27 protein-coding genes are annotated in these 26747 nt (G+C 63.2%); 17 read left to right on the forward strand and 10 right to left on the reverse strand.

The genetic code is table 11. The features are described from left to right. Nucleotides 1-31 precede the first annotated feature (31 nt). Together K288_RS0107825 and K288_RS0107830 are read left to right on the forward strand one after the other, a co-directional pair. Nucleotides 32-430, forward strand: a complete 399-nt coding sequence (locus tag K288_RS0107825; protein WP_027579025.1) for a response regulator — start codon at nt 32-34, stop codon at nt 428-430. A gap of 22 nt (nt 431-452) precedes the next feature. Beyond that, nucleotides 453-1118 carry a response regulator gene (locus tag K288_RS0107830; RefSeq protein ID WP_027579026.1) on the forward strand — a complete coding sequence of 222 codons (666 nt, stop codon included), beginning with the start codon at nt 453-455 and terminating at the stop codon, nt 1116-1118. 17 nt (nt 1119-1135) lie between these two features. Here the strand turns inward: K288_RS0107830 and K288_RS45010 are convergent, their stop codons facing one another. Then, on the reverse strand, nt 1136-1897 hold the full coding sequence (locus tag K288_RS45010) for a lysophospholipase (protein WP_244443091.1): 762 nt from the start codon (nt 1895-1897) through the stop codon (nt 1136-1138). Nucleotides 1898-2621: 724 nt separating this feature from the next. After that, a complete protein-coding gene (locus K288_RS45015) occupies nt 2622-3206 on the reverse strand; it encodes an AraC family transcriptional regulator (RefSeq protein ID WP_244443092.1) in 585 nt (194 codons plus the stop codon). A 952-nt stretch (nt 3207-4158) separates the two neighbouring features. Here K288_RS45015 and K288_RS0107845 point away from each other — a divergent pair. From K288_RS0107845 to K288_RS45020, 4 genes are all read left to right on the forward strand, one after another. Continuing rightward, nucleotides 4159-4887 (forward strand): response regulator, encoded by a 729-nt coding sequence (locus tag K288_RS0107845; RefSeq protein WP_027579028.1) that lies wholly within the window; start codon nt 4159-4161, stop codon nt 4885-4887. 179 nt (nt 4888-5066) lie between these two features. Beyond that, on the forward strand, nt 5067-5492 hold the full coding sequence (locus K288_RS0107850) for a hypothetical protein (RefSeq protein WP_027579029.1): 426 nt from the start codon (nt 5067-5069) through the stop codon (nt 5490-5492). 125 nt (nt 5493-5617) lie between these two features. Further along, nucleotides 5618-6532 (forward strand): cytochrome c peroxidase, encoded by a 915-nt coding sequence (locus K288_RS0107855; RefSeq protein ID WP_343207759.1) that lies wholly within the window; start codon nt 5618-5620, stop codon nt 6530-6532. Further along, nucleotides 6529-9114, forward strand: coding sequence for a two-component system VirA-like sensor kinase (locus K288_RS45020; RefSeq protein WP_051334425.1), 2586 nt, complete (start codon nt 6529-6531; stop codon nt 9112-9114). Before K288_RS0107855 ends, K288_RS45020 begins: the two co-directional genes overlap by 4 nt. Before the next feature lie 36 nt (nt 9115-9150). Here K288_RS45020 and K288_RS0107865 read toward each other — a convergent pair whose 3' ends face one another. Then, nucleotides 9151-10182, reverse strand: a complete 1032-nt coding sequence (locus K288_RS0107865) for an LLM class flavin-dependent oxidoreductase (protein ID WP_027579031.1) — start codon at nt 10180-10182, stop codon at nt 9151-9153. Nucleotides 10183-10700: 518 nt separating this feature from the next. On the opposite strand from K288_RS0107865, the gene K288_RS0107875 reads away from it, so the two are divergent. Both K288_RS0107875 and K288_RS0107880 read left to right on the forward strand, forming a co-directional pair. Next, nucleotides 10701-10916: a hypothetical protein gene (locus K288_RS0107875; protein ID WP_027579032.1), complete on the forward strand. Its 216-nt coding sequence runs from the start codon at nt 10701-10703 to the stop codon at nt 10914-10916. 21 nt (nt 10917-10937) lie between these two features. Then, on the forward strand, nt 10938-11891 hold the full coding sequence (locus K288_RS0107880) for an aliphatic sulfonate ABC transporter substrate-binding protein (protein ID WP_027579033.1): 954 nt from the start codon (nt 10938-10940) through the stop codon (nt 11889-11891). Nucleotides 11892-12175: 284 nt separating this feature from the next. Here K288_RS0107880 and K288_RS0107890 read toward each other — a convergent pair whose 3' ends face one another. Together K288_RS0107890 and K288_RS0107895 are read right to left on the reverse strand one after the other, a co-directional pair. Beyond that, nucleotides 12176-13780: a DHA2 family efflux MFS transporter permease subunit gene (locus tag K288_RS0107890; RefSeq protein WP_027579034.1), complete on the reverse strand. Its 1605-nt coding sequence runs from the start codon at nt 13778-13780 to the stop codon at nt 12176-12178. 4 nt (nt 13781-13784) lie between these two features. Further along, nucleotides 13785-14984, reverse strand: coding sequence for an HlyD family secretion protein (locus K288_RS0107895; protein ID WP_027579035.1), 1200 nt, complete (start codon nt 14982-14984; stop codon nt 13785-13787). Nucleotides 14985-15140: 156 nt separating this feature from the next. On the opposite strand from K288_RS0107895, the gene K288_RS0107900 reads away from it, so the two are divergent. After that, a complete protein-coding gene (locus K288_RS0107900) occupies nt 15141-15833 on the forward strand; it encodes a TetR/AcrR family transcriptional regulator (RefSeq protein ID WP_244443093.1) in 693 nt (230 codons plus the stop codon). A 285-nt stretch (nt 15834-16118) separates the two neighbouring features. After that, complete coding sequence (locus K288_RS0107905) at nt 16119-16478, forward strand: hypothetical protein (protein WP_027579037.1); 360 nt, start codon at nt 16119-16121, stop codon at nt 16476-16478. 23 nt (nt 16479-16501) lie between these two features. Here K288_RS0107905 and K288_RS0107910 read toward each other — a convergent pair whose 3' ends face one another. The 3 genes from K288_RS0107910 to K288_RS0107920 all read right to left on the reverse strand — a co-directional run bounded on the left by K288_RS0107910 (nt 16502) and on the right by K288_RS0107920 (nt 20284). Beyond that, the gene (locus tag K288_RS0107910; protein ID WP_027579038.1) at nt 16502-17260 is read right to left on the reverse strand and encodes an SDR family NAD(P)-dependent oxidoreductase; all 759 of its coding nucleotides are present in this window, start codon (nt 17258-17260) and stop codon (nt 16502-16504) included. Between the two features lie 224 nt (nt 17261-17484). Continuing rightward, complete coding sequence (locus K288_RS0107915) at nt 17485-18306, reverse strand: CHAD domain-containing protein (RefSeq protein ID WP_027579039.1); 822 nt, start codon at nt 18304-18306, stop codon at nt 17485-17487. 424 nt (nt 18307-18730) lie between these two features. Continuing rightward, nucleotides 18731-20284: an ABC transporter substrate-binding protein gene (locus K288_RS0107920; protein ID WP_027579040.1), complete on the reverse strand. Its 1554-nt coding sequence runs from the start codon at nt 20282-20284 to the stop codon at nt 18731-18733. 160 nt (nt 20285-20444) lie between these two features. Here K288_RS0107920 and K288_RS0107925 point away from each other — a divergent pair, with 160 nt between their 5' ends. After that, nucleotides 20445-21320: an aldose 1-epimerase family protein gene (locus tag K288_RS0107925; RefSeq protein WP_027579041.1), complete on the forward strand. Its 876-nt coding sequence runs from the start codon at nt 20445-20447 to the stop codon at nt 21318-21320. Here K288_RS0107925 and K288_RS0107930 read toward each other — a convergent pair. Continuing rightward, a complete protein-coding gene (locus K288_RS0107930) occupies nt 21313-22047 on the reverse strand; it encodes a 3-oxoacyl-ACP reductase family protein (protein WP_027579042.1) in 735 nt (244 codons plus the stop codon). The genes K288_RS0107925 and K288_RS0107930 overlap by 8 nt on opposite strands. A 98-nt stretch (nt 22048-22145) precedes the next feature. Beyond that, nucleotides 22146-22385 carry a hypothetical protein gene (locus K288_RS0107935; RefSeq protein WP_027579043.1) on the reverse strand — a complete coding sequence of 80 codons (240 nt, stop codon included), beginning with the start codon at nt 22383-22385 and terminating at the stop codon, nt 22146-22148. A 234-nt stretch (nt 22386-22619) separates the two neighbouring features. Here K288_RS0107935 and K288_RS0107940 point away from each other — a divergent pair, with 234 nt between their 5' ends. The 6 genes from K288_RS0107940 to K288_RS0107965 form a co-directional block, all read left to right on the forward strand. Further along, entirely contained in the window at nt 22620-22925 is a 306-nt protein-coding gene (locus K288_RS0107940) for a hypothetical protein (RefSeq protein WP_027579044.1), read from the forward strand. Nucleotides 22926-23029: 104 nt separating this feature from the next. Then, a complete protein-coding gene (locus tag K288_RS0107945) occupies nt 23030-23443 on the forward strand; it encodes a DUF3830 family protein (protein ID WP_027579045.1) in 414 nt (137 codons plus the stop codon). A 2-nt stretch (nt 23444-23445) separates the two neighbouring features. Further along, nucleotides 23446-24384 carry an allantoinase PuuE gene (gene puuE / locus K288_RS0107950; RefSeq protein WP_027579046.1) on the forward strand — a complete coding sequence of 313 codons (939 nt, stop codon included), beginning with the start codon at nt 23446-23448 and terminating at the stop codon, nt 24382-24384. A gap of 4 nt (nt 24385-24388) precedes the next feature. Beyond that, complete coding sequence (gene uraD / locus K288_RS0107955) at nt 24389-25273, forward strand: 2-oxo-4-hydroxy-4-carboxy-5-ureidoimidazoline decarboxylase (protein WP_027579047.1); 885 nt, start codon at nt 24389-24391, stop codon at nt 25271-25273. 262 nt (nt 25274-25535) lie between these two features. Beyond that, complete coding sequence (pucL, locus tag K288_RS0107960; RefSeq protein ID WP_027579048.1) at nt 25536-26378, forward strand: factor-independent urate hydroxylase; 843 nt, start codon at nt 25536-25538, stop codon at nt 26376-26378. Nucleotides 26379-26527: 149 nt separating this feature from the next. Further along, nucleotides 26528-26747 (forward strand): transposase family protein (locus tag K288_RS0107965; RefSeq protein WP_027579049.1); only part of this gene is annotated, 220 nt, incomplete at its 3' end.

The raw sequence follows: 26747 nt of genomic DNA on the forward strand, positions 1-26747 counted from the left end.
ACCGGGCAATCTGCGCGGGAGGAGCTGTCTAGTGCCACAAGGGTCCACCATCTGCATCGTTGACGATGACGACGACGTGAGGGAAAGCATATCGAGCTTCTTTCGCTCGGTTGGCCTGCGCGTGGAGAGTTTTGGCGCGGCCGAGAACTTCCTGGAGTCATCCTCGGTCGCGAATGTCGACTGTGTCATCACGGATTTGCATATGCCGGGCATGGACGGCCTCGGCCTGCACAGGGAACTGCGGCGGCGGGGCGTCGGCGTCCCCGTGATCGTCATGACGGCCTATTCGACGCCGGAAGCGCGCGCTGAGGCAAAGAGCCTCGGAGCCGCGGCTTTCGTTGACAAGCCCGTCGATCCCGAGATTCTGCTCCACGACGTGGAAGCGATCCTGGGCGACTCTTCGCAAGGACCTCCCCCGACCTTCCAATGAACTGGTCCTGGACAGCATGAGTATGAGTGCATCACAGAGCTCGATCAGTACCGCCCTCATCTGCGTCGTCGACGACGATACCGACGTGCGCAATTCGCTCAGCAGCCTCTTGCGTGCCGTCGGCTACTCCGTGGAGACGTTCGCAGGGCCCAGCGAGTTCCTGGCATCCGATGCCGTCAACTCCGCGTCCTGCCTGATCCTGGATATCCGGTTGGGAGAAGCCGATGGGCTCGAATTCCAGGAGGAACTGGTCGAGAGCGATGCGTCCATTCCGGTGATCCTGATCAGCGGCTACGGCGACATACCAATGACCGTCCGTGCCATGAAGGCCGGCGCGGTCAATTTCCTTCCAAAGCCGTTCGAAGAGGAAGCGCTTCTCGCGGCTGTGCAAGAGGCCGTTTCCCGCGATCAGCGGCGACGCGCAGAGGCGCGGCGGGACGAAAGCGTCCGGCTGCGCTACGATTCGCTGACGCCCCGGGAACGGGAGGTCATGGGTCTTGTCACGGCGGGACTGATGAACAAGCAGGTCGCCTGGCGCCTGTCGTTGAGCGAGATCACGGTGAAAATTCACCGCGGCAACATGATGCGCAAGATGCAGGCCAAATCGCTCGCCGAGCTCGTGCGTATGGCTGATTCGCTTGGCGTTCGGCAGGCATCGACCAATCAACAGCCCGCCCGCGACAATTAGGTGTTCTTAGGCGCACTCTATCGCGTGTGCTGACGCATCCAGCGGACGACATCGTTCACGACCTCGGACTCGATGCCGTAATAGCCGTGCGGCGACAGGGATCCGCACGGCCGCTTGGTCGCGACGATCCCACCCGCCACCATGAGGACCTCCACACTGGGAGCGGCCGTCATCGCCGCGGCTATTCTTCGCGCATCGTCCGGCGGCGCCACCGTACAGCGATCGTCGCGGTTGGCGATGACGAGGGCCGGGACGTGCACCGCGTCCGGATGCGCGTCGAACACGGTCTCGTGACTGCCGCCCATACGGGAGACCGACTCTGTGAGCACCACGCCCGCAAGCGTGCCAGGCTTTGCGTGCGCCGCGCCATTCATTGCAGCAATGGAGCCCTGGCTGGTGCCAAGCAGGAACACAGGCTGCTGCGAGGGGGTGGATGCGAAGGCGATCAGGCCATCGACGATCTCGGCAAAGCGAGGAGAACTACGCTGGCCTCGCAAATTGGCACGGTCGATCGTGTCCGGAATCACCACGGCAACGCCTTGGTCCGTCCACAGAGCCCGAGAGCGCACCACGAAATTGTCCGGATGCCGGATCGCGCCGTCGTGTTCGATTCCCACGTTGCCAGCGCCTCCCGGCAGCATGACGACGGTCGCCCAGGCATCCTCGGGTTTCAGGTAGAGGACACGTTGATGGTCTCCACCCTTCAGCGGAAGGTCAACAACGCGCTCGCGGCCATCCGCACCAGCAGAGGCAGGAGACAGGACGAATGCTGCAGCCATGACAAGACAACGCAGCACAGGCGTGGCTGACATCCCGATCCTTTGGCCTCGACCAGACATTCGATCTCCGAACGAAGCGTTTCAGATGTAGCGTTCGTCGTACCGAGGAGCGACGTGCCTTTCACGCTCTAAGCAGTGAGGCGAAGCTCAGTCGCATCCAGTCTTCTGCTGACGACGCGATCATATCGCCGTTGCAGGATCGCGTTCGAGCAGCTTCCTGATTCCAGGAAAACCAAACTGCTTCGGCTTGCCAGCGAATTCAGGGGAGGTTGACGGACGTGGTGCAGGGCGGCGTCGTTTGTGCTCTCAATTCCAAACGAATGAGACGACGGCAGCCAGGAGACCAGCAGAACCGCGAGGCGTCTGAGTATGAAGTTCTTCAATCGGCGGTTCATGACTTCCACGCTCCCCATTCGCCAACTTACTGCGATGCTTCTGCATGGTGTTGTAGGAAGGGTGGGGGTTATCGTCGATTATACTGGTTGGTTAAGTCGCGCAGTTCTCGCGGATAGGCGACGGTATTGCGGGTTAACACCAAGGTTTAGTGTCCGGGCGCCGCAGCCAGCGCCTAGGTCGGCAAAGCAAAGCATACCCACCACCAAGAGTAATGCATTAGCTGGTGGACACGCTTCGCTTTGCCCACCCTGCAATCTTAAGGCGGCAATCTGATAACGAAGTGCTCCAAGACCACGGACCTCGAGTGAGCACTATAGCAACGGGCACGTTAGATCGGCCGAAGTCCTTCGACCATTCGCTCGTCAGCGCCAATTCTGTTGTATGACGGCAGCAGCGGCTCTGCCGGCCTGCCTTCCCTCCACTTCAAGGGCGTTTGTCCTACGATACGCTTGAAGACGGTGGTGAAGTGCGCTTGGGTGCTGAACCCGACACTCAGTGCGATGTCGACGATCGATTTGTCGGTCGCGCGCAGCATGTCCTGCGCGGCCGAGACACGCTGCTTCAGCAGATATTGATGCGGCGTCGATCCGGTTGCGCGGAAGAACAGTGCGGCAAAATGCATCCGGCTCAGCCGGGCTGCACCGGCCATGTCTGCCAACGTCACTTTCTCATCGAGATGCGCGGCCACGTACTCCACGACGCGCTTGAGACGCCACTTCGACAACCCGCCGTCCCGGTTGGTCTGCACAAGCGACGCCGGTGTCGTATCGGCGCTGATCATCCTCGCCACTGTGACCAGCCTGATGGCGTCTGCGTAGATTTCTCCGAATTCCGACTGATCTCGCTCCGCTGCGGCAAGCGCCTCTGAGAGCCTGCGAACCACGGGATCCTGCTCGATTCGCGCTTTCGGCATCTCCCGGATTGCCTTGCCGAAATCGAAGCTAGGCGACGCCTCCACATCCCTTCCCACTGCCGCGATATGCAGGGCGCGTTCGGTCTCAGGTGCTCCTGCATTCGGCACAACGCGTACAGAAACGCCGAGATGTTTGAGATCGATGCCAATGATCGGGGCATCCGGCCGCGACGATTGCGGGACTGCATTTGATGAGCGGTTATCCAAAAGTTCGGCTGCAGACATCGATGCAGATCGCTCTCTGAGGAGCTGCGCGGGATGGCAAGACATATCTGGCCTCCTGAAATCTCAAGCTCGACTGACGTCGACTATCGGATGACCATCAATATGGACCGCTTTGCCTCACGATGGTGTCATACATTGGTATGGACAATGAGAAGTAACGCGGACAGAGGTTTTGACGAAGACATGATGGGCGCCTGCGCCCCGCAGCGATCAATACGGTCATTCGAAAATTCGAGCGGTGATTTCATGAAGGGGCACTTTTGCAAAATCGCACGTCGAATTGTGGGGACCGCGGAAAGCCTGCCGCCAGACAAACGGCTTCGCTCAACGGGAATGAACCAGACTCCAATCAGGGGCAGGCTGATTTGAACGATTCTAAGATGGAAAGATATCGTAAGATACAGGGGGCAGAAGGGCGCCGATGCCTTGCGCGGCACTTCCTCTCGCGCGAATCGCGCTCCGGTTCAACGCGGCCACAGTATTGTGAAGGCCGCGTTGGCAATTTGTGCGTTCAACGATATTTGATGCCGGAGGCGCTCGCTGAAATGTGTGCTGTAGCGCGGAATAACGTGCTCTATATCCCGCTTGCCAGGGGGCGTCGGGAGAGACGCAAATGAATTTGAATGCCGCAATTGCCGCGGCTAACCGTAATGGTCGGCCCGAACGGAGTGAAGGAAACGGAGCCGGTGGAAACGGCTCCGATCCGCACGTACGGCCCGATCAAAATCTGAACGCGGAGCGCGGCCAGCCGACCTGCCTCGTGGTCGAGGACGACCGCACCATGCGGCACCTCGTGATGAACTATCTCGAGGAGCACGACATTCGTGCGCTGTCTGCATCGGGGCGCGACGAGGTGACCGGCCTGCTGGTTACGCGCGAACCCAATCTCGTCATCCTCGACCTGCGGCTGGGCCAGGAAGACGGTCTCGATCTGCTGCGCGAGATTCGTTCGCACTCCGACGTACCCGTGATCATCACCACCGGCCATCGCCGCGACGAGATCGACCGCGTGGTTGGCCTGGAGCTTGGCGCGGACGATTACATCACGAAGCCATTTGGCCTGAGGGAGCTGTTAGCGCGGATCCGCGCAGTGCTGCGCCGGCGGGAAACCGGACAGACCGCGCCGCGCGATCCGGAGAAAGGCCGTTATCGATTCGGTGGCTGGCAACTCGATCGGCGCAGCCGGCGTCTTTCCGATCCGAGCGGCGCGCAGGTCGGACTGACGAAGGGCGAATACGCTCTTCTGGTTGCCTTCCTCGACGCGCCACAACGGCCGCTCTCGCGCGAGCAGCTTCTGCAGGCCACCCGCGTGCACGAGGATGTCTTCGACCGCAGCATCGACGTGCAGGTGTTGCGTCTGCGCCGCAAGCTGGAGGGCGATCCGAGCACGCCGAAGGTCATCCTCACGGAACGCGGTGTCGGCTATGTGTTCGCACTGTCGGTCGAGCGGCTCTGAAAATGGTCAATCGCGCCGTGCGGCAGATGGTCGCAACTGCTGCTTCGACGCGTCGGACGTCCGGGCCGGGAGGCCCGGCTGGTTCTGTTACAACGGTAGCCCTTAATTCCGGGGCTGGAACGCTGTCGCAACATGCCAAAGGCAATCTCCCAAGGGTGAAAAATCCTTGGGAGATGTCAATGAATTTGGACAGGAAGAAATTTCCGGCCAGCCGCTGGCCGGCCGATCGGCGCATGGGCGCCGCCCGCCGGTACTCGATGCGCCCGGTGACGACGCACGCGAGTTCGGCCAGCGAGCGGCCATCCGCGAAAAATGCATTGTGGTGGCCCTCGAGGCTCGTGATGAAAGTCGTTGGGACGTTCGCCGTCTGCAGCGACGTCGCGTTCCACAGCGTCATTCTCTCGGTGATGTCCTGGACGGTGGCCCAGGTGTTGGAGGGCTGCGCCGCTTATGCGCACGGCATGTATCCTTACGTGCTGGAGCCCGACGAGCCGCGCGGCCACCATCCGCCTGGCGTGATCGAGTTGCGAAGCCTCGAAAGCCGCCCCGATGCCGAGAACAGCAACATCGCATATCTGGAGAGCCGCGGGAATCGTCGGCAATGATGCGGTTATGGTCGCTGGTCGGATATCGGCGAAGCCGAGCGGATCTTGCCGCTGCGTGTGCGTCCGCCGTGCCGGCAGTACTGCACGCGCGCCGCTGGCCGCCATGGGCTTGCGCAGCGCTCCTGTTGATTGCCACCGGTGCAGCCACCAAAACTATTCCTACCGCTCCAGTTTCGCGCCCAGTTCCCATTGCCGATCAAGAACCGATCACGCCCATTCCAGAGCCTCCCGCGACCGATCCGCTCAAGCTTGTCCTCGGAGAGCGGCTGTTTATGGACCCTCGCCTGTCGAACGACGGGAAGCTGGCGTGCTCCTCTTGTCATGACGTCTCCACTAACGGCGCCACCCGCAGTTCCGCGATGGTGCGACATGACGGTTCAAACGCTCCATTTGATACATTGACGATCTTCAACTCGGCGCTCAGCTTCCGCCTGAACTGGGAAGGCAATTACCGCACCCTCGAATCGCAGGCCGAATCGTCCCTGGAGAATCCGGCCAACATGGCCACCAGCGTGGAGGACGTCGTCTCCAGGTTGAATGCCGATCCGCAAATGGTGCGGCAATTTCGCGCCGCCTACGGGCGCGCACCGGACCGGTCGAGCCTGCTCGACGCACTGGCGGCCTTTGAAAAATCGCTCGTCACGCCGGGAAGCCGCTTTGATCGCTGGCTCGCCGGCGATACGGCCGCGTTATCAGCCGCGGAGCTTGGTGGTTACGAAATATTCAAGTCGTTCGGCTGCATCTCCTGCCACCAGGGAGTCAATGTCGGCGGCAATCTGTTCCAGCGCCAGGGGATCTTCCGTCCGCTGGTCCACGCGAAGCCTGATGTCGTCCGCGTGCCGAGCCTGCGCAATGTGGCGGCGACGGCGCCTTATTTTCATGACGGCAGCGCGGCCACGCTCGAGGAGGCCGTGCGCAAGATGGCGGCAGCCCAACTCGACCGCAGCTTGACGGATGACCAGGTAACCGCGCTCGTCGCCTTCCTGCAGACGCTGACCGGAAACTACCGTGGCATGCCCGTCAAGGGAACGCCGCAATGACGCCGCTTCGCGCCCTTGCGATCGTATTCGCGCTTGTCCTGCTGCTGACCTGGCTATCGCTGCGCGCAATCAATCCGGAGGCCGAGCAGTTCGATCGCGCGCTCGCCGAGCTCGATCGTTTCGCGATGCTGGACAGTTCGCTCTACCGCGACGTCTTCACCGCGCGCTCCGGCACGTTGCGCAACTACGATCCGCTGGTCCGTGAGATCAATGCCCTGCACAAATCGCTCGATCGCCTGCGACAGTCGGCGGCGATCGACACCGATACGAGCGACGCGGTGGGGCGCCTGGAGGCATCGCTCGCGCGGCAGGAGGAACTCGTCGAACGATTCAAGAGCGACAATGCACTGCTGCACAATTCACTGACGTTCTTCGAGCGCTTCAGCCTCCACGCGACGTCGGCCGATCTCGGACCTTCGATCAGCGCCGCCGCGGCGGCGATGCTGCAGCTCACCCTCGACACGTCGGATACGGCGGTGCGCGAGGTCAAGGATCGACTGGACAGCCTCGCCGATCAGGCCCGCCCGTTCGACGGCGATGTCATCGGACCACTGCTGGCGCATGGACGGCTGCTCCAGGGCCTGTTGCCCGCGGTCGATGGCGTGCTGAAGGAGATGCGGGCGATCCAGCCGAGGCCCGAGCAGGACCATCTGCGCAACCTGCTCCTGATACGGCAAAACGAGTCGAGAATGACGGCACGGGAGTTCCGTTGGCTGCTCTACGTGACGTCGCTGGTCCTTGTTGCGTTCCTGGTCCACCTCGGCCTCCGTGTGCGTTCGCATGCCAAGACGCTTGAGCGCCGCGCTGCGTTCGAGCATGTGATCGCGGGCATTTCGATGCGCTTCATCGACGTGCTGCCGGAGAACCTGGATGGCGAGATCGAGCGGGCGCTCGCCGACTTGATGCTGTGCACCGGCTGCGATCGTACCTATGTCGTGTGGGCGGGGGCGACGCCCCGGCTGTACGGCTGGTCCAGGGCGGGCAGGGACTTTCCACCCGGCTGGCCGGAAGCCGCGCCCGCAGTTGCGGCTCGATTCGCACCCACCGTGGACGGGGTGATCCACGTCCCCAACGTCAATTCATTACCGGTCGGGGCGGACCGAAGAGCGTTGGCGGACGTTGGCCTCGGTGCATGGGCTTGCGTGACGGGCGTCGACCAGGAGGGCACCAGCGTTGCGCTGGGTTTCGACACGGTCGGCCGCGCGTGCCGGGTCACTGAGTCCATCGAACTCAGTCTTTTGCGCATGGCGCTCGATATCATCATGTACGCCGTCGGGCGGCACGCGATGGAGCGGGAACGATGGCGCCTTGAGGAGCGCCTGCAGCAGGCGCGCCGCATGGAGCGGATTGGTACGTTCACCAGCGGGATCGCCCATAACTTCAACAATATCCTCGGAGGGATCCTGGGCCATTCCGAAGTCATCGAGGAACAGCTCGGCCAGAACAACCGCTTCGCGCAAAATCTCCGTGCGATCCGCCGCGGCGCAGAGCGGGCACGCGACCTCGTCGAGCAGATCCTCCTGTTCGGACGGCACCGCGACGCGCGCCGCCGGCCGCTCAGTGCGCATAGCCTCGTGACGGAGGCCGTCTCGCTGCTGAATGTCTCGCTGCCGACCAACGTTGATCTCGCGATCCGCGAGCCGCTGGCAACCGCCATCGTCTCGGGCGAGCCTGCGCAGCTGCAACAGGTGATCCTCAATCTCTGCAACAATGCCGCGCAGGCGATCGGCGATCATGGCCGTGTCGAGATAGCGATGGATATCCGCGAAATCGCCGAGGCCCGTTCGCTCAGTCACGACACGCTGCAGCCTGGCCGCTATGTCTGTATCGTGGTCACGGATACCGGCCGCGGCATGGACGATGCGACACTGGCGCGGATATTCGAGCCGTTTTTCACCACCCGTTCCTCCGGAAACGGCTTGGGACTGGCGACGGTGCGCGAAATCGTACATGAGCATAGCGGGGCGATGAACGTGCAGAGCGTGCCCGGCAAGGGCAGTCGCTTCGAGGTCTGGCTGCCTTGCGTGGCGATGGCCGCGCCGATCTCGGACGTCAGACCGGCGACGCTGCCGGTTGGAAGGGGCGAGACCGTGCTGATGGTCACCAGCGATCAGGCGCGATTGCTGCGAGACGAGGAAACGCTGGCGGCGATCGGCTATGAGCCGGTGGGATTCGCCACGACCGCCGCGGCGTGCGCCGCATGCAGCACCAAGCCCGACCGGTTCGACGCGGCAATCGTCGGCTATTTCGGATCGGCGACGGCGTCGGTGGCGGCAGCGGCGGCGCTGCACGCGGCCGCGCCACATCTTCCGATCGTGTTGGCGGCGAGATCGACCGAAGAAATCGGAGCCGACACTCTGGTGGCCGCCGGCATCAGCGACGTCGTGCATTGGCCGCTTGTCACATCGGAAGTCGCGGCTGCGCTCAGCAACTGCTCGGCGCGCAGGGAGCCGGAAACAAAGCCGCAGGTCCGCTCATTGCGTGCGTCGCATGTCGAGCCCGTGGACTCCGGTGGTCCATCGCTGTCGTCACGGCTACGGCGTCCGATCGGCCCGCGGCGGCAGCCCTTTGCCAAGTCTTAGAGCGTCGGTTCTGATTGAATCAGAACCGAAAGTGCTCTAGGCGACCATATCGCGGACCAGCGGCACCACCTTGCGACCATAGAGCTCGATGCTGCGCATCAGTCTTTCGTGCGGCAATGGGCCCGCCGAGTATTTGAGCTGGAAGCGCGCGACGCCGAGCGCCTTGACGGTAGCGGCGATCTTGCGCGCGACCGTCTCAGGCGAACCGACATAGAGCGATCCATGCTCGGCCTCGCGTATGAACTCGTCGCGGCCCATCGGCGGCCAGCCGCGCTCCCTGCCGATGCGGTCGCGCATGGCCTTGTAGTCGGCGAACAGCTCCTCGCGCGCCTGCTCATCGCTGTCGGCGACATAACCCGGCGAATGCACCCCGATCGGCTTGACCGGGCGGGCGAGTTGTTTGAAGGCGCGGTGGTAGAGTTCGACATAGGGCGCGAACCGTTTTGGATCGCCGCCGATGATCGCGAGCATCAACGGCAGATCATAGCGCGCGGCGCGCACCACGGACTCCGGGCTGCCGCCGACGCCGATCCAGGTTTTCAGCCGGCCGTGCTCGATCGGTGGAAACACGAGCTGGTTGTTCAGCGGAGCGCGCAGCTTGCCCTGCCAGGTCACCGGCTCCTGCTTCAATAGTTCGACGAACAGGTCGAGCTTCTCCTCGAACAGCGCCTCGTACTGGTTGAGGTCGAAGCCGAACAGCGGAAAGGACTCGGTGAACGAGCCACGGCCGAGGATCACCTCGGCGCGGCCGTTCGATGCCGCGTCGACGGTCGCAAAACGCTGAAAGACGCGGATCGGATCGTCCGAGCTCAACACCGTCACGGCGGAGCCGAGCCGGATCCGCTTGGTGCGCGCCGCGATTGCCGCCAGCACCACTTCGGGCGCGGAGATCGCGAAGTCGGCGCGGTGGTGCTCGCCGAGGCCGATGAAATCGATCCCGAGTTCATCGGCAAGCACCGCCTCGTCAATGACGTTGCGGATCACCTGCGCATGCGGCAGCGGCGCGCCGGCGGCGTCACGGGTGACGTCGCCAAAGGTATCAAGCCCAAATTCCAGCGATGTGGTCATTGTCATATTCCGTTTTGGCGCGGCTTAGCGAGCGCGTCGCGAGCTTCCAATCTTCAGAGGAGGGGGAGGAGGGCCCGCCCCGGACGGGCAGGCGTCAGTTGGTTTCACACCGAAATAGTGACGGGTCGGTGACCGGCAAAGGCCATGCGGCGAAACGCTTGGTTTCCGCTCTTGCCCTCCTGGCAGGGACCGATGACGTTGCGGTTCGGTCTGCCGACGAGATCGTTCTGCTCGTCTCCGGTCCTGCGCATAGAAGAGCGGCGGCGTCACGGCCGCAAATTTGGATAGCCATTTCATTGACCAAGGCGGGTTTCCGCCGGATATTCGATACAGCAGGTTGTGCTGCTCGGGGTTGCCGTATGAGAGCAAGAGACAGGAAAGTGGTGGGCGATATGCGCAAGCGCATGACCCGTCGCTGTGTCTCGGCGGCGACCGGAGCCTGTTGCTGATTCCCGCCTAGTTACCGACCTCAACCATGAATCAGACGGGAGCGCCGTATCAGCGGCGAATGAGCACGCATGTCCAAAGCCTATGTCATCGAAGTTTTCAACCAGACCGCCGGCATCGTCGTGGGCGACGAGCACGGCTTTCGGTTCTTCTCCTCCGAACGCGCCTTCGACAGCCTCGAGGGCGGTCATTTCGGTTCGGCGCGCGCCGCAGAGCGCGCGGCACGGGCGCTGATCGAGCGGCGGCGGCACTCCGACAATCGAACGGCACTCACGGCGGCATTCTGATCGAACAGGAAAGGACGGATCATGACCACAAGACGAACCATTCTCGGCGGCGCACTGATCCTCGCGGCGCTCGCGATCGCGCCTGTTCATGCAGAGGACAGGCCGAAGGAAATCCGCATCGGCACGCAGAAGGGCGGCTTCTTCCCGGCGGTGCGGCAGCGCCACACCGTGGAGGATGCCTTCAAGCCGCTTGGCATCGAGGTCAAGTGGGTCGACTTCCAGTTCGGGCCGCCACTCCTGGAAGCGATCAATGTCGGCAGCGTCGACTTCGGCTTTGTCGGCGATTCTCCGCCGATCTTCGCGCAGGCCGGCGGCGCCAAGATCCGCTACGTGGCCGCGGTGAAGTCGGACGGTCGCACACAGGCGATCATCGTGCCGCAGGATTCGCCGATCAAGACGCTTGTCGATCTCAAGGGCAAGCGCGTCGCTTTCGGCAAGGGATCGAGCGCGCACAATCTCCTGGTCGCAGCGCTCGAGAAGGCCGGGCTGTCGTGGAGCGACATCACGCCGGCGCCGCTCGCGCCTGCGGATGCGACGGCCGCGTTCGTGAAGGGATCGGTCGACGCCTGGTCGATCTGGGACCCTTATCTTGCGCTCGCCGAACTGAAAGAGAAGGCGCGCGTGATCGCATTCGACAAGGACGTCCACAAGCCGAACGCGTTCTACATCGCGGGCTCCGATTTCGTGGAGAAATATCCGTCGGTCGTCGCGCGGCTCAACACGGTGTTCGCATCCGAAGGTAAGTGGGCGGACACGCATCACGAGGAGGTTGCGAAGGCCCAGGCCGAGGCCACGGGCGTCGATATCGAGGCCATCAGGCGCTTCGTCGACAGGTCGAACTACCAGGTCGTTCCCGTCGACGATGAGATCGTGAGGAGCCAGCAGGCGGTCGCGGACCGGTTCGTGCGGCTTGGCCTCATTCCGAAGCCGGTCAGGATTTCCGACATCGTCTGGAAATGGACGCCGGGTTCATAACATGTCTGGCGAGCCGCTGCTGCCGGTCGACAAGCAACTGATCGGCTGGAGCCTCTGCATCGGCGTGGTGGCACTGGTGATCCTGGTCGCGATCAGCCACTTCGTGCCGATCGCGGCGTAGCCGCGAGGTCACCTCTCCCGCTCGCGGGAGAGGTCGGGGCGCATAGCGCGCCGGGTGAGGGCTCTCTCCACACGGGGAGCCTCGATCGCGGAAGCACCCTCACCCCAACCCTCTCCCGCAAGCGGGAGAGGGAGCGCAGCGTCCAGCGTGGATCGATTTGCTTTCAGTGTGCGCCGCCCGCCGTCGCGCCGCCCTTCGGCTTGCCAGTCAAGAGGATCGCGATGCCGGCGAGCACGAGCACGAAGCCGAGCACGGCGAAGGCATCGCTATATCCCATCACCAGCGCCTGGCGCTTGACGGCGTTGCCGAGCGCGATGATCGCCTGATGTCGCGCGGCTGCCGGATCGGACATGCCGTGGGCCATGAAGTAGTTCGTCATCTCGGCAATGCGCTGGCGCACTTCGTCGCGTGCGAGGTCGACCGATTGGCCGATGATGTTGGAGTGGAATTGCTCGCGCTTGGTGGCGATGGTCGCGAGCAGCGCGGTGCCGATCGCGCCGCCGAGATTGCGCATCATGTTGGAGATGCCCGAGGCTGCCGCCGCGTCCTGCGGCGCGACGCTGCCGAGGCTCACGGCGCTCAGCGGCGCCAGCATCAAGGCCTGGCCGATGGCGCGCACGATGTTGGGAACGAAGAGCTGGTCGCCGGCATAGTCGAGCGACATCTGCGTGTTCATGAAGCAGCTCGCCGCAAACAGCGCCATCCCCACGGCAGCAATGTAGCGGGCGTCGAAGCGCTGCATCAGCTTCGGCACCAGCGGGATCAGGATGAGCTGGGGCAGGCCGGTCCACGCCAGCACCTCGCCGATCTGCTCGGCGTTGTAGAGTTGCACCTGGCCGAGATAGGCCGGCAGCAGATAGACCGAGCCGAACAACGCAAAGCCGACGAACACCGCGGAGATCGTGCCGAAGCCGAAGCTGCGCTGCGCGAGCAGCCGCAGCCGGATCAGCGGCTTCTCCACCACGAGTTCGATGATCACGAACAGCGACAGGCTGACCGCGGCGACAATTGCGAGTTTCACGATGAAGGGCGAGCCGAACCAGTCGTCCTTGTTGCCTTCCTCGAGGACGGTCTGCAGCGCGGAGAGGCCGATTGCCATGGTCGCGATCCCGAACCAGTCGCCCTCGCGCAGCAGGCCAAGTTGCATCGGCTGCCGCTCCAGCGTGAAATAGAGCATGGTCACCATGATCGCGGTCGGCACCACGTTGACGAAGAAGATGGTCTGCCAGCCGTAGTTCTCGGTCAGATAGCCGCCGATGGTCGGTCCGATCGCCGGCGCGAAGGTCACGGCGATCGAGAACATCGCGAGCCCGATCGGCTGTTGCGCCTTCGGCAGCTTGGTGAACACCAGCGTGAACGCCATAGGGATCAGGACGCCGCCGAAAAATCCCTGCAACGCGCGCATCGTGATCATCGACGGCAGGTCATGGGTGAAGGCGCAGGCGACGGAGAAGATGGCAAATAGCGTTGCGTGGCCGATCATGATGTTGCGGAACGAGAACATCCGGCTGAGGTAGTCGGTGAGCGGGATCACCACGATCTCGCCGATCAGGTACGACGTCGAGATCCAGGAGCCGTTGTCGACCCCGGTGCCGATGCCGCCCTCGATGTTGAGCAGCGAGGCGTTGGTGATCTGGATGTTGAGGATCGCCATGAAGGCGCCGATCATGGCGGCGAGCACGGCGACCCACACCGTGGCGCTGGCCCGGTCCGGATTGATGGCCGCTCGCGGCAGGGGGCCTGTGGCCGATAATGTGAGGTCCGACATGGCATCACCTCTGGGTAATCGAGGTAGCGGGCTTCTGCGTCGCGACCGGCTGCGGCAGGGCGTCGCCGTGCGACTGCGTGTCGATCGTCGGGATCACCGACATGCCCGGGCGCAGTTCGACGGGCGTCTGGTCGAGCATGATCTTCACGGGGATGCGCTGCACCACCTTGGTGAAGTTTCCGGTGGCGTTGTCGGGCGGCAGCAGTGCGAACTCCTGGCCGCTGGCCGGCGCAAGTGAATCGACGTGGCCGTGCACGACCTGGCCCGGGAACATGTCGACGGAGATGTCCGCCTTCTGTCCCTTGCGGACGTCGGTGAGCTGGGTCTCCTTGAAGTTCGCCACCACATAGGCGCCGGTCGCCGGCACCAGCGACATCAATTGCGTGCCGGCCTGCACATACTGGCCGACGCGCAGCGTGCGGTTGCCGACCACGCCGTCGATCGGCGCCGTGATCGTGGTGTAGCCGAGGTTCAGCTCGGCCTGCTGTTCGATCGCCTCGGCGCGCGCGGTCGCCGCGATCGCTTGCGTGATCTCCGCCTTCAGCAGTTCGACCTGCCTTCGTGCGGACGCGAGATTGGCGATGTCGCGCTGGACCGCGGCTTGCGCGCTGGCGTTGCGCGATTGCGCCTGTTGCGCGTTCTGCACGCTACCATAGCCTGTCGTGGCGAGGTCGGTGTAGCGCTTGTTCTCCTGCGCGGCGAAGGTCTGAGTCGCGGTGTCGACGTCGAGCGTCGCCTGCGCAGCCTCGATCACCGCCTGCTGAACGTCGAGCTGTGCACGCTTGCTTGTGACCGCGGCGCGGGCTGCCTCGACATCGGCCTTGGCCTGGTTCAGCGCCACCTTGAAATCGCGATCGTCGATCCGCGCCAGCACCTGGCCGGCCTTCACGCGCTCGTTGTCGCCGACCAGCACTGCGCTGAGATAGCCCGAGACCTTCGGCGCGATCGTGGTGTTGTCGGCTTTGACATAGGCGTCGTCTGTGGAGACGAGGAAGCGACCCACCGTCCAGTAGTCCCAGCCATACCAGGCGGCGCCCGACAGCGCGGCGATGGCAAGGCCGGCGAAAGCGATCCGCCGCAGCTTGCCCTTGATCGACGCCGTCGCCGAGGCGGGGACGACCGGCTCCGGCGCCGGCGCGAGCCGCTGGACTTCGGCGGCCGACAGCGGGCGTTCGATCTCCAAGGACGCGGGATGCTGGCTCATGTCGATCCTCCTGACTTTCTATCCCCTTGCCAGGACTGGATAATTTCCATCGACTGGCAGGGCCTAATTAGGAAACTTGATATTTTCCAAAATAGGCGCCATATTGGGTCTGTCAATGGAATGACAGGCGTCATATTAAAGCATGGCTCGGATGGCATGACCGTCACGACAAAGCAGGGCAGCGCGGATAAAGGCGGCATGGCCCTCGAGCGCCGCAGCCGGGGCAGGCCGCCGCTGCGTTCCGACGATGAGACGCGCGCGATGATCTACGAGGCGGCGCGGCGCGAATTTGCCGCCAGCGGCTTCGCGGCGACCAGCATGGATGACGTGGCGCGCCGCGCCGGCGTCTCGACCAAGACGCTCTACCGGCTCGTTCCCGGCAAGCAGGCCCTCTTCGAGGGAATGGTCGCGGACCGGATGGACCGGTTCATTTCGGGCGTGCGGCTCCGCGCCTGCGACGGCAGCAACATCAAAGCTGCGCTACGTGAAGCTTGCCTTGCCTGCGCCGAACTGATCCTCGATGGCGAGGTGATTGCGCTGCAGCGTCTGATCCTCGCCGACAGCGACAAATTCCCTGATATCGCGGAGACCTTCTACAAGAGTGCGATGCGGCGAACGGTGACCACGCTGGCAAATTGGTTGCGGACGCAACACGATCGCGGCCTGATCACGCTTCGGGACATCGATCCGGAGGCGGCGGCCGGCATGCTGCTCGGCATGATCGTCTTCGCACCGCAGCGCGCCGTATTGTTCGGTCGTGAGGCGCCGCCCGATCGTGCCGAACTCGAGCGCCGCGCTGAGGCCTGTGCGACGCTGTTTCTCGAAGGGTGTGCCGTGACCAGAGCATGATGCAGAAAAGTGGGTATCGGTTTTCCGAAAAGATCATGCTCAAACAAAAAGATAGAGCATGATCCGGAAAAGTGGATTCCGGTTTTCCCTCTTAACAAACGCGAAGTACTTGCGCGGAGATCATGCTCAAACAAAAAGCCGGAGGGCGATGATACTTGGAGGAAAATCATCCCGGCTCTCAGCTATTCCTGTGGAGAGCTGTTCCAATCGGGTCCATGCGTGGAACTTCGTTGCGGGTTCCCGGTTTGTCAAAGTTGGGGGCGGGCGTCGCGTCACGGCACGGACATGGCTCGCACAAATTTGGTTTGGACTTCGGTCCTGACAATTCTCCTCGTCGTCCCTGCGGGAACCCTGATGGCCCGCGATGATGGACGTTATTCAAACTCTCCACTCAAACCTTGGTTCGATAGCCTCAAGAGCAGGCTCGGGCCTTGCTGCTCAGATGCCGACGGTGTCGCGGTGGCCGATCCGGATTGGGAATCGAAGGATGGGCACTACCGGGTTCGCCTGGAGGGACAATGGATTATGGTTCCGGATGAGGCCGTGATCACCGAGCCGAACCGTGCCGGCCGGACCATGGTGTGGCCGATGAAGGGCACGACGGGAATCACGATCCGCTGCTTCCTCCCGGGCAGCATGACGTAGAGCTTGGAGCTGGCGGCAAACGTCTAGAACGACTCCGCCCAGGGGCGCAGGTCGAGTTCGAGCGTCCAGGCGCTGCGGTGCTGATGGTGGAGCACCCAATAGGCCTCGGCGATCGCGGCGATGTTGAGAAGGCCGTCCGCCCCGCGCTCTTCCTTCAATTGTGGGCGAAAACTCAGGAGCCGATCGCCCTCGATGCCGCCATCGATCACGACATGGCCGACATGGATGCCCTGGGGGCCGAATTCCCGGGCGATGCTCTGCGCCATCGCGCGCAATGCGGCCTTGGCGGCGGCGAAGGGCGCAAAATGGGCCTTGCCGCGCAGCGAGCCACTCGCTCCCGTGAACACCAGCGTGCCGCCGCCACGCGAAAGCAGCGCGGGGATCACCGCCTGCGCCAGGTGAAAGCCGCCGAGCGCATGCTCGCGCCAATGTGACTCGAACTGCTCCTCGCTCACCTTCAGGAAGGGCGCCCACCGGTTCGAGCCGGCATTGTGCACCGCCATCGCAAGCGGCGCGAGCTTTTGCGCCGCCTCGACGAAGCGCGCGACATCGGCGGGCTTGGAGACGTCACCAACGACATGCGCGACCTTGGCGCCGGCGGCCGCAAGCTCCGCCGCGGTCGCCGTGAGCTTCTCGGCATTGCGGCCTGCGATTGCGACCGGGTATCCGCCCGCGGCGAACCGGCGCGCGATCGCCGCGCCCACCCCCTGGGACGCGCCGACGCCCGCAATCAGCACGCTGCCTTGCGGAGCCGTCGGTTCGAGAACGGATGGGCTGGCCATGCTGGATTTCCCCGCTTTGAATGACAGGTATAATATGAGCAAACGGTGATATAGGCGGGCGTCTCGTCAATACGAAGCCCCGCCGATCACCTTTTTGGGAAGCTCTAAAGCATGATCCGGAAAAGTGGATACCGGTTTTCCCTCGCGACAAACGCGAAGCGTTTGCGCGGAGATCATGCTCAAATAAAAAGATAGAGCGGGATGATGTCCCGCCAGTATCCCGTTTACGCTGCGATCTTGCGGTAGGCAGCCGTGGCGCGCCGGAGCAGCCGCCCTTTTTCCTTCTTGTCCAGCACCTCGAGCGGTTTCCGCTGCCGGCCAGCAGGGCTCGGCCTGACCCGTTGTTGCAACTCGGCCACGAGCGCCGTCGCAGCCTCGGCGTCGTGGAGCTCGCCGAGGATCTGCTGCGCCTTGCGGAGCTGCTTCACGATCGCGCGCCATGGCGCAAAATCACCCTTCGGCAGCACATCTTCGGAGAACTCGATAGCATAGCGCAGCCGTTTGCTGGCCAGGCGGACGCGGTGCTGTTTGCGCCCGGCCATTCCCTGCAGGCCACGGCTCTTCTTGACGAGCTTTTCATGCCAGCCGGCGAGCCGGCTCGCGTGGTATTCGGAGGCCGGCGAGGCGCGGAGCCGCACCAGGCGGCGGTCGCTCATATCAGACCATGGGCCATGGTTGACCCAAGCGACGATATCCTTGAACCACCGCCGATAGCGATCTGACATCAGCGCCCGCCTCAACTGGCGCTGGCTCTCGGCCCGCGCTGTCCTGAACAGCCGTTCGCGCGGAGCATTCTCGATTGCGACGTCGAGGTCGCGCGTGGCGCCAAGATATCCGTTAAGCCATTTCAGCTCGGACTTCAGGCGCGTCCATTCGGCATCCTCCACCATGGGCTCGAAGAACGCGATCGCCGCGCGCAAGCGGGTCAGCGCCACGCGCGTCTGATGTACCGCAACGATGTCGCCGTTACGGGCGCCGCGATGGTGAGCCTTGACGTCTTCGAGGCAGGCAGATGCCACGAGACGAAACACGGTCGCGCAGGGCATTTCCCCGCTCAGCTGTGCCTGGGTTCGCTTGGGGCGGAATATACGCCCCTTCGCGGACCTTTTCGATCGCTTCATAAGTGGCTCACGTCCCGGATGGAATCCGCGAATCCTTGTCCAACGGTTCCCGCCTCAGGCGGTTTTTGAACGCAAGCTGTTAAATAGGCATTGCGCCAGATCAAGCAGCAATGCGTCGCACCAGCGAAGCCGTTGGTGCGGCGCGTTAGCCGGCCGCGGATCCATTCACACCAGCGCGAGACGACAGGGGCATGACGACTTGAATAAGGCCGTCATGCCTGGTGGCATGGCAGCGTGCCGCGCTTCCTCTCCTGCATGCAGGGAAGGGCCGGGGTTGGGGTGTCTCCACGGGCGAGACGCAGCGACCTTCCCGCAACCGGGAGAGGTCAAGCCAACAGGCGGCTGATGCTTATTTCTCGATCCAGGCGTCGCGAAAGCCGTCATTGACGCCGATCGCTGTCGTGATGAGGTTTTTCACCTTGCAGCGCATGATGGTCGGAAACTGCAATTCCAGCATCCAGGCGACCGGCACGTCCTCGACCAGGATCTTCTGCGCCTTCTCGTAGATTTCCTTGCGCTTGGAGTCGGGCGTTGCGACCGCGCCTTCGGCGAACAGCTTGTCGATCTCGGGGTTCGAATATCCCTCGACATTGTTGAACATCTGGCCCTTGGCGATCGCGCTGGAGACGTAGTTGCGCCCGACGCCGAGCGCTGGATCGCCGTACTGATAGAGATAGGTGAAGGCGATGTCGTAATCCCAATCGCTGATCTTCTGGTTGCCGCCGGGCACATCGGTCGCGATCGTCTCGATGTTCATGCCGACGTCCTGCAGGTTCTGCTTCACAGCTTCTCCCCAGCGTTGCCAGGTCTCGCCATAGGCGAGCGGCAGCAGGCGGACCTTTTCGCCATTGTAGCCGGCCTCCTTCAACAGCGCCTTGGCCTTGGCCGGGTTGAAGTCATATTTCGGCACGTCGTCGGTATAGAACTTGATGGCCGAGGAAGACGGGCCGGTTGCGACCTTGCCGAGCCCGTTCCAGATCACGTCCTTGGCGAAGTTGCGGTCGATCGCGTACATAATCGCCTGACGCACTTTCTTGTTCGCGGTCGGACCCTGGCGATTGTTCAGCCACAGCCAGGCCAGCGGGCTGAAGAACTCCCAGCCGGCGCCGGTCACGCAGGTGTCCTTGAGCTTCGACAGGCGCGGTACGTCGAAATTCTCCACGGAGCCGCCGGGCAGCACGTCGACCTTTCCGGTCTCGTACGCGACCGAACGCGCCGCGGCGTCGGGAATGATTTGCCAATAGATCTCATCGAGATAGGGCTTGCCCTTCTCATGGTAGTTCGGGTTCTTGATGAGGTGGATGAAGGAGCCCTTCTTCCACTCCTTGAACATGAAGGGACCAGTGCCAACAGGCGCATTGTTATAGGGATTGGTCTTGAAGTCGGTGCCCGCATAGAGATGCTTCGGGATCATCGGCATCGAGCCGACCTCGAAAATGCCGAGGAACGGACCGAATGGCTCCTTGAGCGTGAACACCACGGTGAGGTCGTCGGGCGCCTCGACCTTCTCGACCTGCAACAGATTGTTGCGGGCGCGCGCATGGGTCTGCTTCAACATGTCGATCGAGAACAGCACGTCGGCGGACGTGAATGGCTTGCCGTCATGCCAGGTCACGCCGGGCTTGAGCTTGAAGGTGTAGACCTTGGCGTCCGGGCTGACGGTCCAGCTTTCCGCGAGGCCGGGCAGCGGCTCCAGTTTCGGGCTGTAGCGCAACAATCCTTCGAAGATATTGCCCGCCACCATCTGGGTCGGGCCGTTCTGGATCATCGCCAGCATCAGGCCGGGTGGTTCGGGCTGGATCACGGTGTTGATCACGCCTCCCATCTTTGGCGATTCCTGCGCCAGCGCGGTGCCGACGCTTGCGGTGGTAAGGAGGAAGGCAACCAGCAGCCGTTTGAACATGACCCGTCTTTCTCGCGTGGGAACAGCCGCAATTCGCTCGGGAACAGCGGCTTTCCAGGCGAGGCTCACATAACCGCGATTGTCGCGGCAAGATGAAAGTCTCGACATCGTCAGCTTAAAAAATATACAGAGACGAGCGCGCTATCCCGCGAGGTCAGACGTGAGCATGGACACACACATCATCCGCAGCGACGGTGTAACCGCGGCGATCAAGGCCGCCGGCGCCGAGCTCTGTTCGCTGAAGAACGCAGACGGGCTGGAGCTGTTGTGGCAGGCCGGGCCGGAATGGCCGCGGCATGCGCCGCTGTTGTTTCCAATTGTGGGGCGGCTGAAGAACGATGAGCTGCGCCACAAGGGAAAGACCTACCCGATGACGCAGCACGGCTTCGCGCGTGATCAGCGGTTTCAATGGATCTCGCGCGAGGCCGCGTCCTGCAAGCTGGTCCTGGTCGACAATGACGCGACCCGCGCCCGCTATCCCTTCGCCTTCCGCCTCGAGGTGACCTATGCGGCGCAAGGCGCCGATCTGGAGGTGACGTTCGAGATATCTAACCCGGGTGATGAGGCGCTACCGGCCTCGCTCGGCGGACACCCCGCGTTCGGCTGGCCGCTGCTTCCGGGCCTCCCGAAGGAAGCCTACACGCTGACCTTCTCGAATGACGAGCCGGCGCCGGTCCGGCGGCTCGACGGCGGCCTGATGCGGCCGGATCCGCAGCCATCCCCCGTCAAGGGAAGGACGCTCGCACTCTCCGAGCGGCTGTTCGACGATGACGCTGTGATCCTCGACCAGCTCGCAAGCTCCTCGGTGCGCTATGCTGCCGATCGCGGGCCGTCGATCGAAGTATCGTGGGACGGCTTTCGCGAACTCGGCATCTGGTCAAAGCCCGGCGGCGCGCCGTTCCTGTGCATCGAGCCCTGGCACGGCTTCGCCAGCCCGGCGGATTTCGACGGCGAGTTCACAGGCAAGCCCGGCCTGATGCAGATCGCGCCCGGCGCGAGCCGGTCGCTCAGCTATCGAATTCGCATCGCTAGTTGAACGCCATGCCGCCGCTCATCGCGACGGTCTGGCCGGTCATGTAGGCGTTGCCGATCAGCATCATGACGGCCTGCGCGACTTCGTCGGAGGTGCCGAAACGGCCGAGCGGAATCCGGCCGACCAGATTGGGTTGGCCCTTCATCATGTCGGTCTCGATCAGCGAGGGCGCGACCGCGTTGACGGTGATGCCTTCCTTGACGAGGCGTGCGGCATAGCCGCGCGTCAATCCCTCGACGCCGGCCTTCGATGCATTGTAGTGCGGCCCGATAGCGCCGGCGCCTCTTGCTGCGCCCGAGGAGATGTTGACGATGCGGCCCCATTTTTTCGCGCGCATCGCCGGCAGCACCGCCTGCGTGCACAGGAACACCGATTTCAGGTTCACCGCGATGGTCGAATCGAAATCGGCTTCAGTGAGATCGTCGACACCGCGCGTGATCGCGATGCCGGCATTGTTGACGAGGATGTCGATCGCGCCGAGCTTAGCCGTGGCGCGCTGCACCATCTGCGCAACCGCCGCGCCTTGCGAAACGTCTGCCGCGAGTGCGATCGCCTTTCCGCCCGCGGCCGTGATCTCCTTCGCCAGCGCATCTGCCTCGCCCGCGCGCTCGCGATAATTGATCGCCACGGCCGCGCCCTGGTCGGCCAGCGCGCGCACGATCGCCGCGCCGATGCCGCGCGAACCTCCGGTCACGATCGCCACATGGCCGCGCAATGTCGCTGTCGTCATCATTCTCTCCGTTCAGAGGGCTGCGAGACCATGTTACACAATAAAAGGCCGGCCGCGACTGACGCGGCCGGCCTTTATTACGTTCAACCTCGATCGGCTCAGTGGCCGGCCGGTGCCGACCAGCCACCGGTGAAGTAGCTCTGCGGGTAGCCGTACATCTCCGGCGACGGAGCGGGCCAGGACGCATAGGAATTGAAGGGCTGCGGCTGCTGGCGCACCACGACGCGGTCCGCTACGCGGCTCGACTTGACGTGGTGATGCCGCTGCGCTGCGGCAGCGAACTGTACGGACGATGCAATAATTAAAGCTGACCCAAGGATGGTGAGGAACGTCTTCATGTGGTTCTCCCGGCTTTATCGCGCTTTGTCGGCGAGGCCTGTGCGGCTCAGCGCAAATGGGAGATAGCGATGTGCGCAGACGGTTATAACGGTTGTGCCCATCACGAAGCGGCGAGCAAATTTCTTGGTCACGGCTAAATATTCAGCAGGTATTACAGGCGGTTCGCGCTATCATGGGATTGCCGGTGCCGGGTCCGGTTCAATAAGGCAAACGATTCCCAGCGAGTGAGGCCGATGAAGAAGTTTTTACCAGTTCTGTTGTTGGTCGCCGCGCCGGTCTCGCTGGCCCTGGCCCAGACTCAACTGGTGCCCAAGGACGTCAAGGGTGCGACAAAAGGCGCGGTCGCGCGAGCGGACGATTGCGCACCGATCGGCCGCACCGCGAAGGGCGAACTGGTCTACTCCATGAAATGCGAGAATGTGCCGGCGCCGCCTCCACCTCCGCCGCAAGCCGAGGTCAAGGAGGCGCCGCCGCCCGAGCCCGAGGTGCAGCGCAGCGGCCTGTTCGGCTGGTCGTATGATCGCAGGAAAGGCGACTAAGCGCCCCCTGGAACGGTCCTTGCTTCCGATGCCGCGCGCTGCAATGCGGTAGCGAGGGGTTGTTCCCAAGCCACGCAAGAGCAGAGAGCCAAGAGAAGAGATCGATGAGCAAACTGATTGTCCATGCCGGTGACTTCAAATTCGACGCGCGCTTTGAGGAGGCGCTCGCGCCGAAGACGGTTGCGGCGTTTCGCAAGGCGATGCCGTTCGAGAGCCAGGCGATCCATGTCCGCTGGAGCGGCGAGGGGGTCTGGATGCCGCTCGGCGACCTCGACTTCGGTGTCTCCTACGAGAACCACACCAGTTATCCGGCGCCCGGCCAGATCATCCTCTATCCCGGTGGCATCAGCGAGACCGAGATCCTGCTCGCCTATGGCGGCGTGCATTTCGCGAGCAAGATGGGTCAGCTCGCCGGCAACCATTTCATCACGCTGACGTCGGGGCTCGAGAACCTCGTCACCTTCGGCAAGACCGTGCTCTGGAAGGGCGCGCAGAAGATTCGTTTCGAGGAAGTGTAGTCGTGACTGACGCAACATATCCGCGTGATCTCCGCGGCTATGGCCGCAATCCGCCCGATCCGAAATGGCCCGGCAATGCCCGCATCGCCGTGCAGTTCGTGGTGAATTTCGAGGAGGGCGGCGAGAACAACATCCTGCATGGTGACAGCGCTTCCGAGGCGTTCCTGTCGGATGTGCTCGGCGCGCAGCCCTGGGTCGGCCAGCGCCACGCCAATATCGAATCGATGTTCGAATACGGGTCGCGCGCCGGCTTCTGGCGGCTGTGGCGCTTGTTCGGCGAGCGCAAATTGCCGACAACCGTGTTCGGCATCGCGATGGCGCTGAAGCGCAACCCCGAGATCGTTGCCGCGATGCAAGAATCAGGTTGGGACATCGCGAGCCACAGTCTGCGATGGGTCGAGCACAAGGACATGTCGGAGAGCGAGGAGCGCGCCGAGATCGCGGAAGCGATCCGCGTGCACACCGAGGCGACCGGCGCGCGGCCGCTCGGCTGGTACACCGGACGATCCTCGATCAATACGCTTCGGCTTTTGATGGAGGCGGGCGGCCTGTCTTATCTCTGCGATGCTTATGCCGACGATCTCCCGTACTGGATCAAGGCGCAGGGCATGGAGCCGCATCTGGTCATTCCCTACACGCTCGATGCCAACGACATGCGCTTCGTCAACCCGCAGGGATTTGGCGGCGGAGATCAGTTCTTCACCTATCTGAAGGACAGCTTCGATGTGCTCTACGCCGAGGGCGAGACGTTGCCGAAGATGATGTCGGTCGGCCTGCATTGCCGCCTCGTCGGCCGCCCCGGCCGCGCCGCGGCGTTGATGCGCTTCCTCGACTATATCGGAAAGCACGACCGCGTCTGGGTGCCGACGCGGCTGCAGATCGCCGAGCATTGGCACATCAATCACAAGCAGCTCGCCGAACAGGCGTTCAGCATCGGATAGGCCGATGTCGCTCACCCTTGCCGATCTCAACAACAAGACCCGCGACGAATTCGTCGCAGCGCTTGCAAACAACTTCGAGCACTCGCCATGGCTCGCCGAGCACGTGGCGTTGCTGCGGCCGTTCGCCGGCATCAATGCGTTGTTCGCGGCGATGAAGGCCGCGGTCGAGCGCGCGCCGGCTGAACTGCGGCTCGCCTTGATCAAGGCGCATCCTGATCTTGCCGACAAGACCCAGCGCGCCGCGGGCCTCACCGCGGAATCCGATGCCGAGCAGAACAGCGCCGGCCTCGACCGATTGTCGGATGCCGAATACGACGAGTTCGAGCGCGTCAACAACGCCTATCGCTCGAAATTCGGCTTCCCCTATGTCGTCTGCGTGCGCCGCCACACCAGGGATTCGATCCTGCGCGATTTCGAGCGGCGGCTGCCGAACGATGTGCCGGCCGAGATGCTGCGATCGGTCGAGGAAATCTGCCGCATCGCCGCGCTGCGGCTCGATCAGCTCGTGACGGCCGAGGATCGCCTTCCGGTGCACGGCCGCCTGTCGACGCATGTGCTGGACACCCATAGCGGCACGCCGGCCGCCGGCATCGCGATCGAATTGATCGAGTTGTCCGATCTCGGCTTAAACCGCGTGGTGACGCGCGCGGTGACCAACGCCGACGGCCGCACCGATCAGCCGCTGATCGGCGGCCGCCCGGTGCCATCAGGAAAGTATGAGCTCGTGTTCAGCGTCGGCGACTATTTTGCGAGCCGGCAAGTGCCGCTCTCCGATCCACCTTTCCTCGACCGTATCCCCCTGCGCTTTGCCGTGAGCGAACCCGAGGGCCATCTCCACGTGCCGCTCCTGGTGACGCCCTGGAGCTACGCCACATATCGCGGAAGCTAAGTTGTAGGGTAGGCAAAGCGAAGCGTGCCCATCATTGCTGGCGGAGAACGGACGGTGGGCACGCTTCGCTTTGCTCACCCTACCAATTATGCCGCTGATCAAAGCCGCGGCAAGAATGGCCAAGATTGTGGCAGCGGAGGCAGCTCACACCAACTCACTTTGCCGTGCCCGAAGCTTGCCCGGTGGCACAAACGTTGCTCATTATTGATGGGTCGGACGCAATGTCCGATCTGGATTTACCGGCTGAACGGGAGGCTTTCACGTGCCGCTGATCAAGAACCGCTACGGCAAGGGCCGCGTCCGCGTGATGCGCATTCATCGCGATGGCGACAGGCACGAGGTCAGCCAGCTCAACATCAAGGTGATGCTCGAAGGCGATTTCGCCCGCACCTATACCCATGCGGACAATTCCAACACGGTGTCGACCGACACCATCAAGAACGTCGTCAACGTCGTCGCTCGCGAGAACACCGGACTCTCGGCGGAAGAGTTCTGCCAGGTACTGGCGCAGAAATATTTCGACACCTATCCGCAGGTGTCATCCCTGTCGATCATATCGCACGAGACCAAGTGGGACAGGCTGAGCTTCGGCGGCAAGCCGCATCCGCACAGTTTCGTGTTCGACGGCAACGGCAAGCCGACCGTCGAACTCGCCGCTGTCAGGGGCGCACCGATGGCGCTCGCCTCGGGCGTCGACGGCTTTGCCTTCATGAAATCGACCCAGTCCGGCTGGGAGAATTACGTCAAGGACCGCTACACCACGCTTCCCGAGACCCACGACCGCATCTGCGCGACCAACATGGTGGCGTCCTGGAAATGGTCGGGCAAGCCCGCGAGCTATCCGGCGAAGAACGCGAAGATACTCGACACGCTCCTCGAGGTGTTCTCGACCACCTACAGCGCGAGCGTGCAGGACAGCCTCTACCGGATGGGCGAGGCGGCGCTTGCCGCGGTGCCGGAGATTTCCGAGATCAGCATGGCTTGCCCGAACATCCATTTCATCCCGATGAATCTCTCCGCCTTCGGCCTCGACAACAACAACCAGGTGTTCCTGCCGACCGACGAGCCGCACGGCCAGATCGAGTGCACGGTGGGGCGGGGGTAGCGGCTCTCGTGCGCACCGACGTATCCGCGATGGACACTGCGCTCCCTCCCCCGCAAGCGCAGGGGAATCGCATATGGATTTGCGGCGGCTATTGCATTGGAATGCAAGAAGGATTCTGAAGACGACTCCCGGATCATGGAGGGGGTCGGATGCAGAAGTTCAGGAAGGCGTTTGGGCGATTGCCGGACCCGCGCGCAACCAATGCGAAGCACGAGCTGTTGGAGGTGTTGTTCATCGCGTTGGCGGCGGTGCTGTGCGGAGCGAGCAGTTGCGCGGAGATGGAAGAGTTTGGCCGGTCGAAGGAAGAGCTGTTGCGGCTCCTGCTGCGCCTGGAGCACGGCATCCCGAGCCACGACACGTTCAGCCGGG

It is taken from the genome of Bradyrhizobium sp. Ai1a-2 (assembly GCF_000426245.1).
In the GTDB taxonomy this organism is placed as follows: Bacteria; Pseudomonadota; Alphaproteobacteria; order Rhizobiales; family Xanthobacteraceae; genus Bradyrhizobium.

Coding starts and splice junctions, on each gene's coding strand:
- K288_RS0107830 (WP_027579026.1), top strand. CDS start 453: ATGAGTGCATCACAGAGCTCGATCAGTACCGCCCTCATCTGCGTCGTC.
- K288_RS45010 (WP_244443091.1), bottom strand. CDS start 1,897: ATGGCTGCAGCATTCGTCCTGTCTCCTGCCTCTGCTGGTGCGGATGGC.
- K288_RS45015 (WP_244443092.1), bottom strand. CDS start 3,206: ATGCCGAAAGCGCGAATCGAGCAGGATCCCGTGGTTCGCAGGCTCTCA.
- K288_RS0107850 (WP_027579029.1), top strand. CDS start 5,067: ATGAATTTGGACAGGAAGAAATTTCCGGCCAGCCGCTGGCCGGCCGAT.
- K288_RS45020 (WP_051334425.1), top strand. CDS start 6,529: ATGACGCCGCTTCGCGCCCTTGCGATCGTATTCGCGCTTGTCCTGCTG.
- K288_RS0107865 (WP_027579031.1), bottom strand. CDS start 10,182: ATGACCACATCGCTGGAATTTGGGCTTGATACCTTTGGCGACGTCACC.
- K288_RS0107875 (WP_027579032.1), top strand. CDS start 10,701: ATGTCCAAAGCCTATGTCATCGAAGTTTTCAACCAGACCGCCGGCATC.
- K288_RS0107880 (WP_027579033.1), top strand. CDS start 10,938: ATGACCACAAGACGAACCATTCTCGGCGGCGCACTGATCCTCGCGGCG.
- K288_RS0107890 (WP_027579034.1), bottom strand. CDS start 13,780: ATGTCGGACCTCACATTATCGGCCACAGGCCCCCTGCCGCGAGCGGCC.
- K288_RS0107895 (WP_027579035.1), bottom strand. CDS start 14,984: ATGAGCCAGCATCCCGCGTCCTTGGAGATCGAACGCCCGCTGTCGGCC.
- K288_RS0107900 (WP_244443093.1), top strand. CDS start 15,141: ATGACCGTCACGACAAAGCAGGGCAGCGCGGATAAAGGCGGCATGGCC.
- K288_RS0107905 (WP_027579037.1), top strand. CDS start 16,119: ATGGCTCGCACAAATTTGGTTTGGACTTCGGTCCTGACAATTCTCCTC.
- K288_RS0107910 (WP_027579038.1), bottom strand. CDS start 17,260: ATGGCCAGCCCATCCGTTCTCGAACCGACGGCTCCGCAAGGCAGCGTG.
- K288_RS0107915 (WP_027579039.1), bottom strand. CDS start 18,306: ATGCCCTGCGCGACCGTGTTTCGTCTCGTGGCATCTGCCTGCCTCGAA.
- K288_RS0107920 (WP_027579040.1), bottom strand. CDS start 20,284: ATGTTCAAACGGCTGCTGGTTGCCTTCCTCCTTACCACCGCAAGCGTC.
- K288_RS0107930 (WP_027579042.1), bottom strand. CDS start 22,047: ATGACGACAGCGACATTGCGCGGCCATGTGGCGATCGTGACCGGAGGT.
- K288_RS0107935 (WP_027579043.1), bottom strand. CDS start 22,385: ATGAAGACGTTCCTCACCATCCTTGGGTCAGCTTTAATTATTGCATCG.
- K288_RS0107940 (WP_027579044.1), top strand. CDS start 22,620: ATGAAGAAGTTTTTACCAGTTCTGTTGTTGGTCGCCGCGCCGGTCTCG.
- K288_RS0107945 (WP_027579045.1), top strand. CDS start 23,030: ATGAGCAAACTGATTGTCCATGCCGGTGACTTCAAATTCGACGCGCGC.
- uraD (WP_027579047.1), top strand. CDS start 24,389: ATGTCGCTCACCCTTGCCGATCTCAACAACAAGACCCGCGACGAATTC.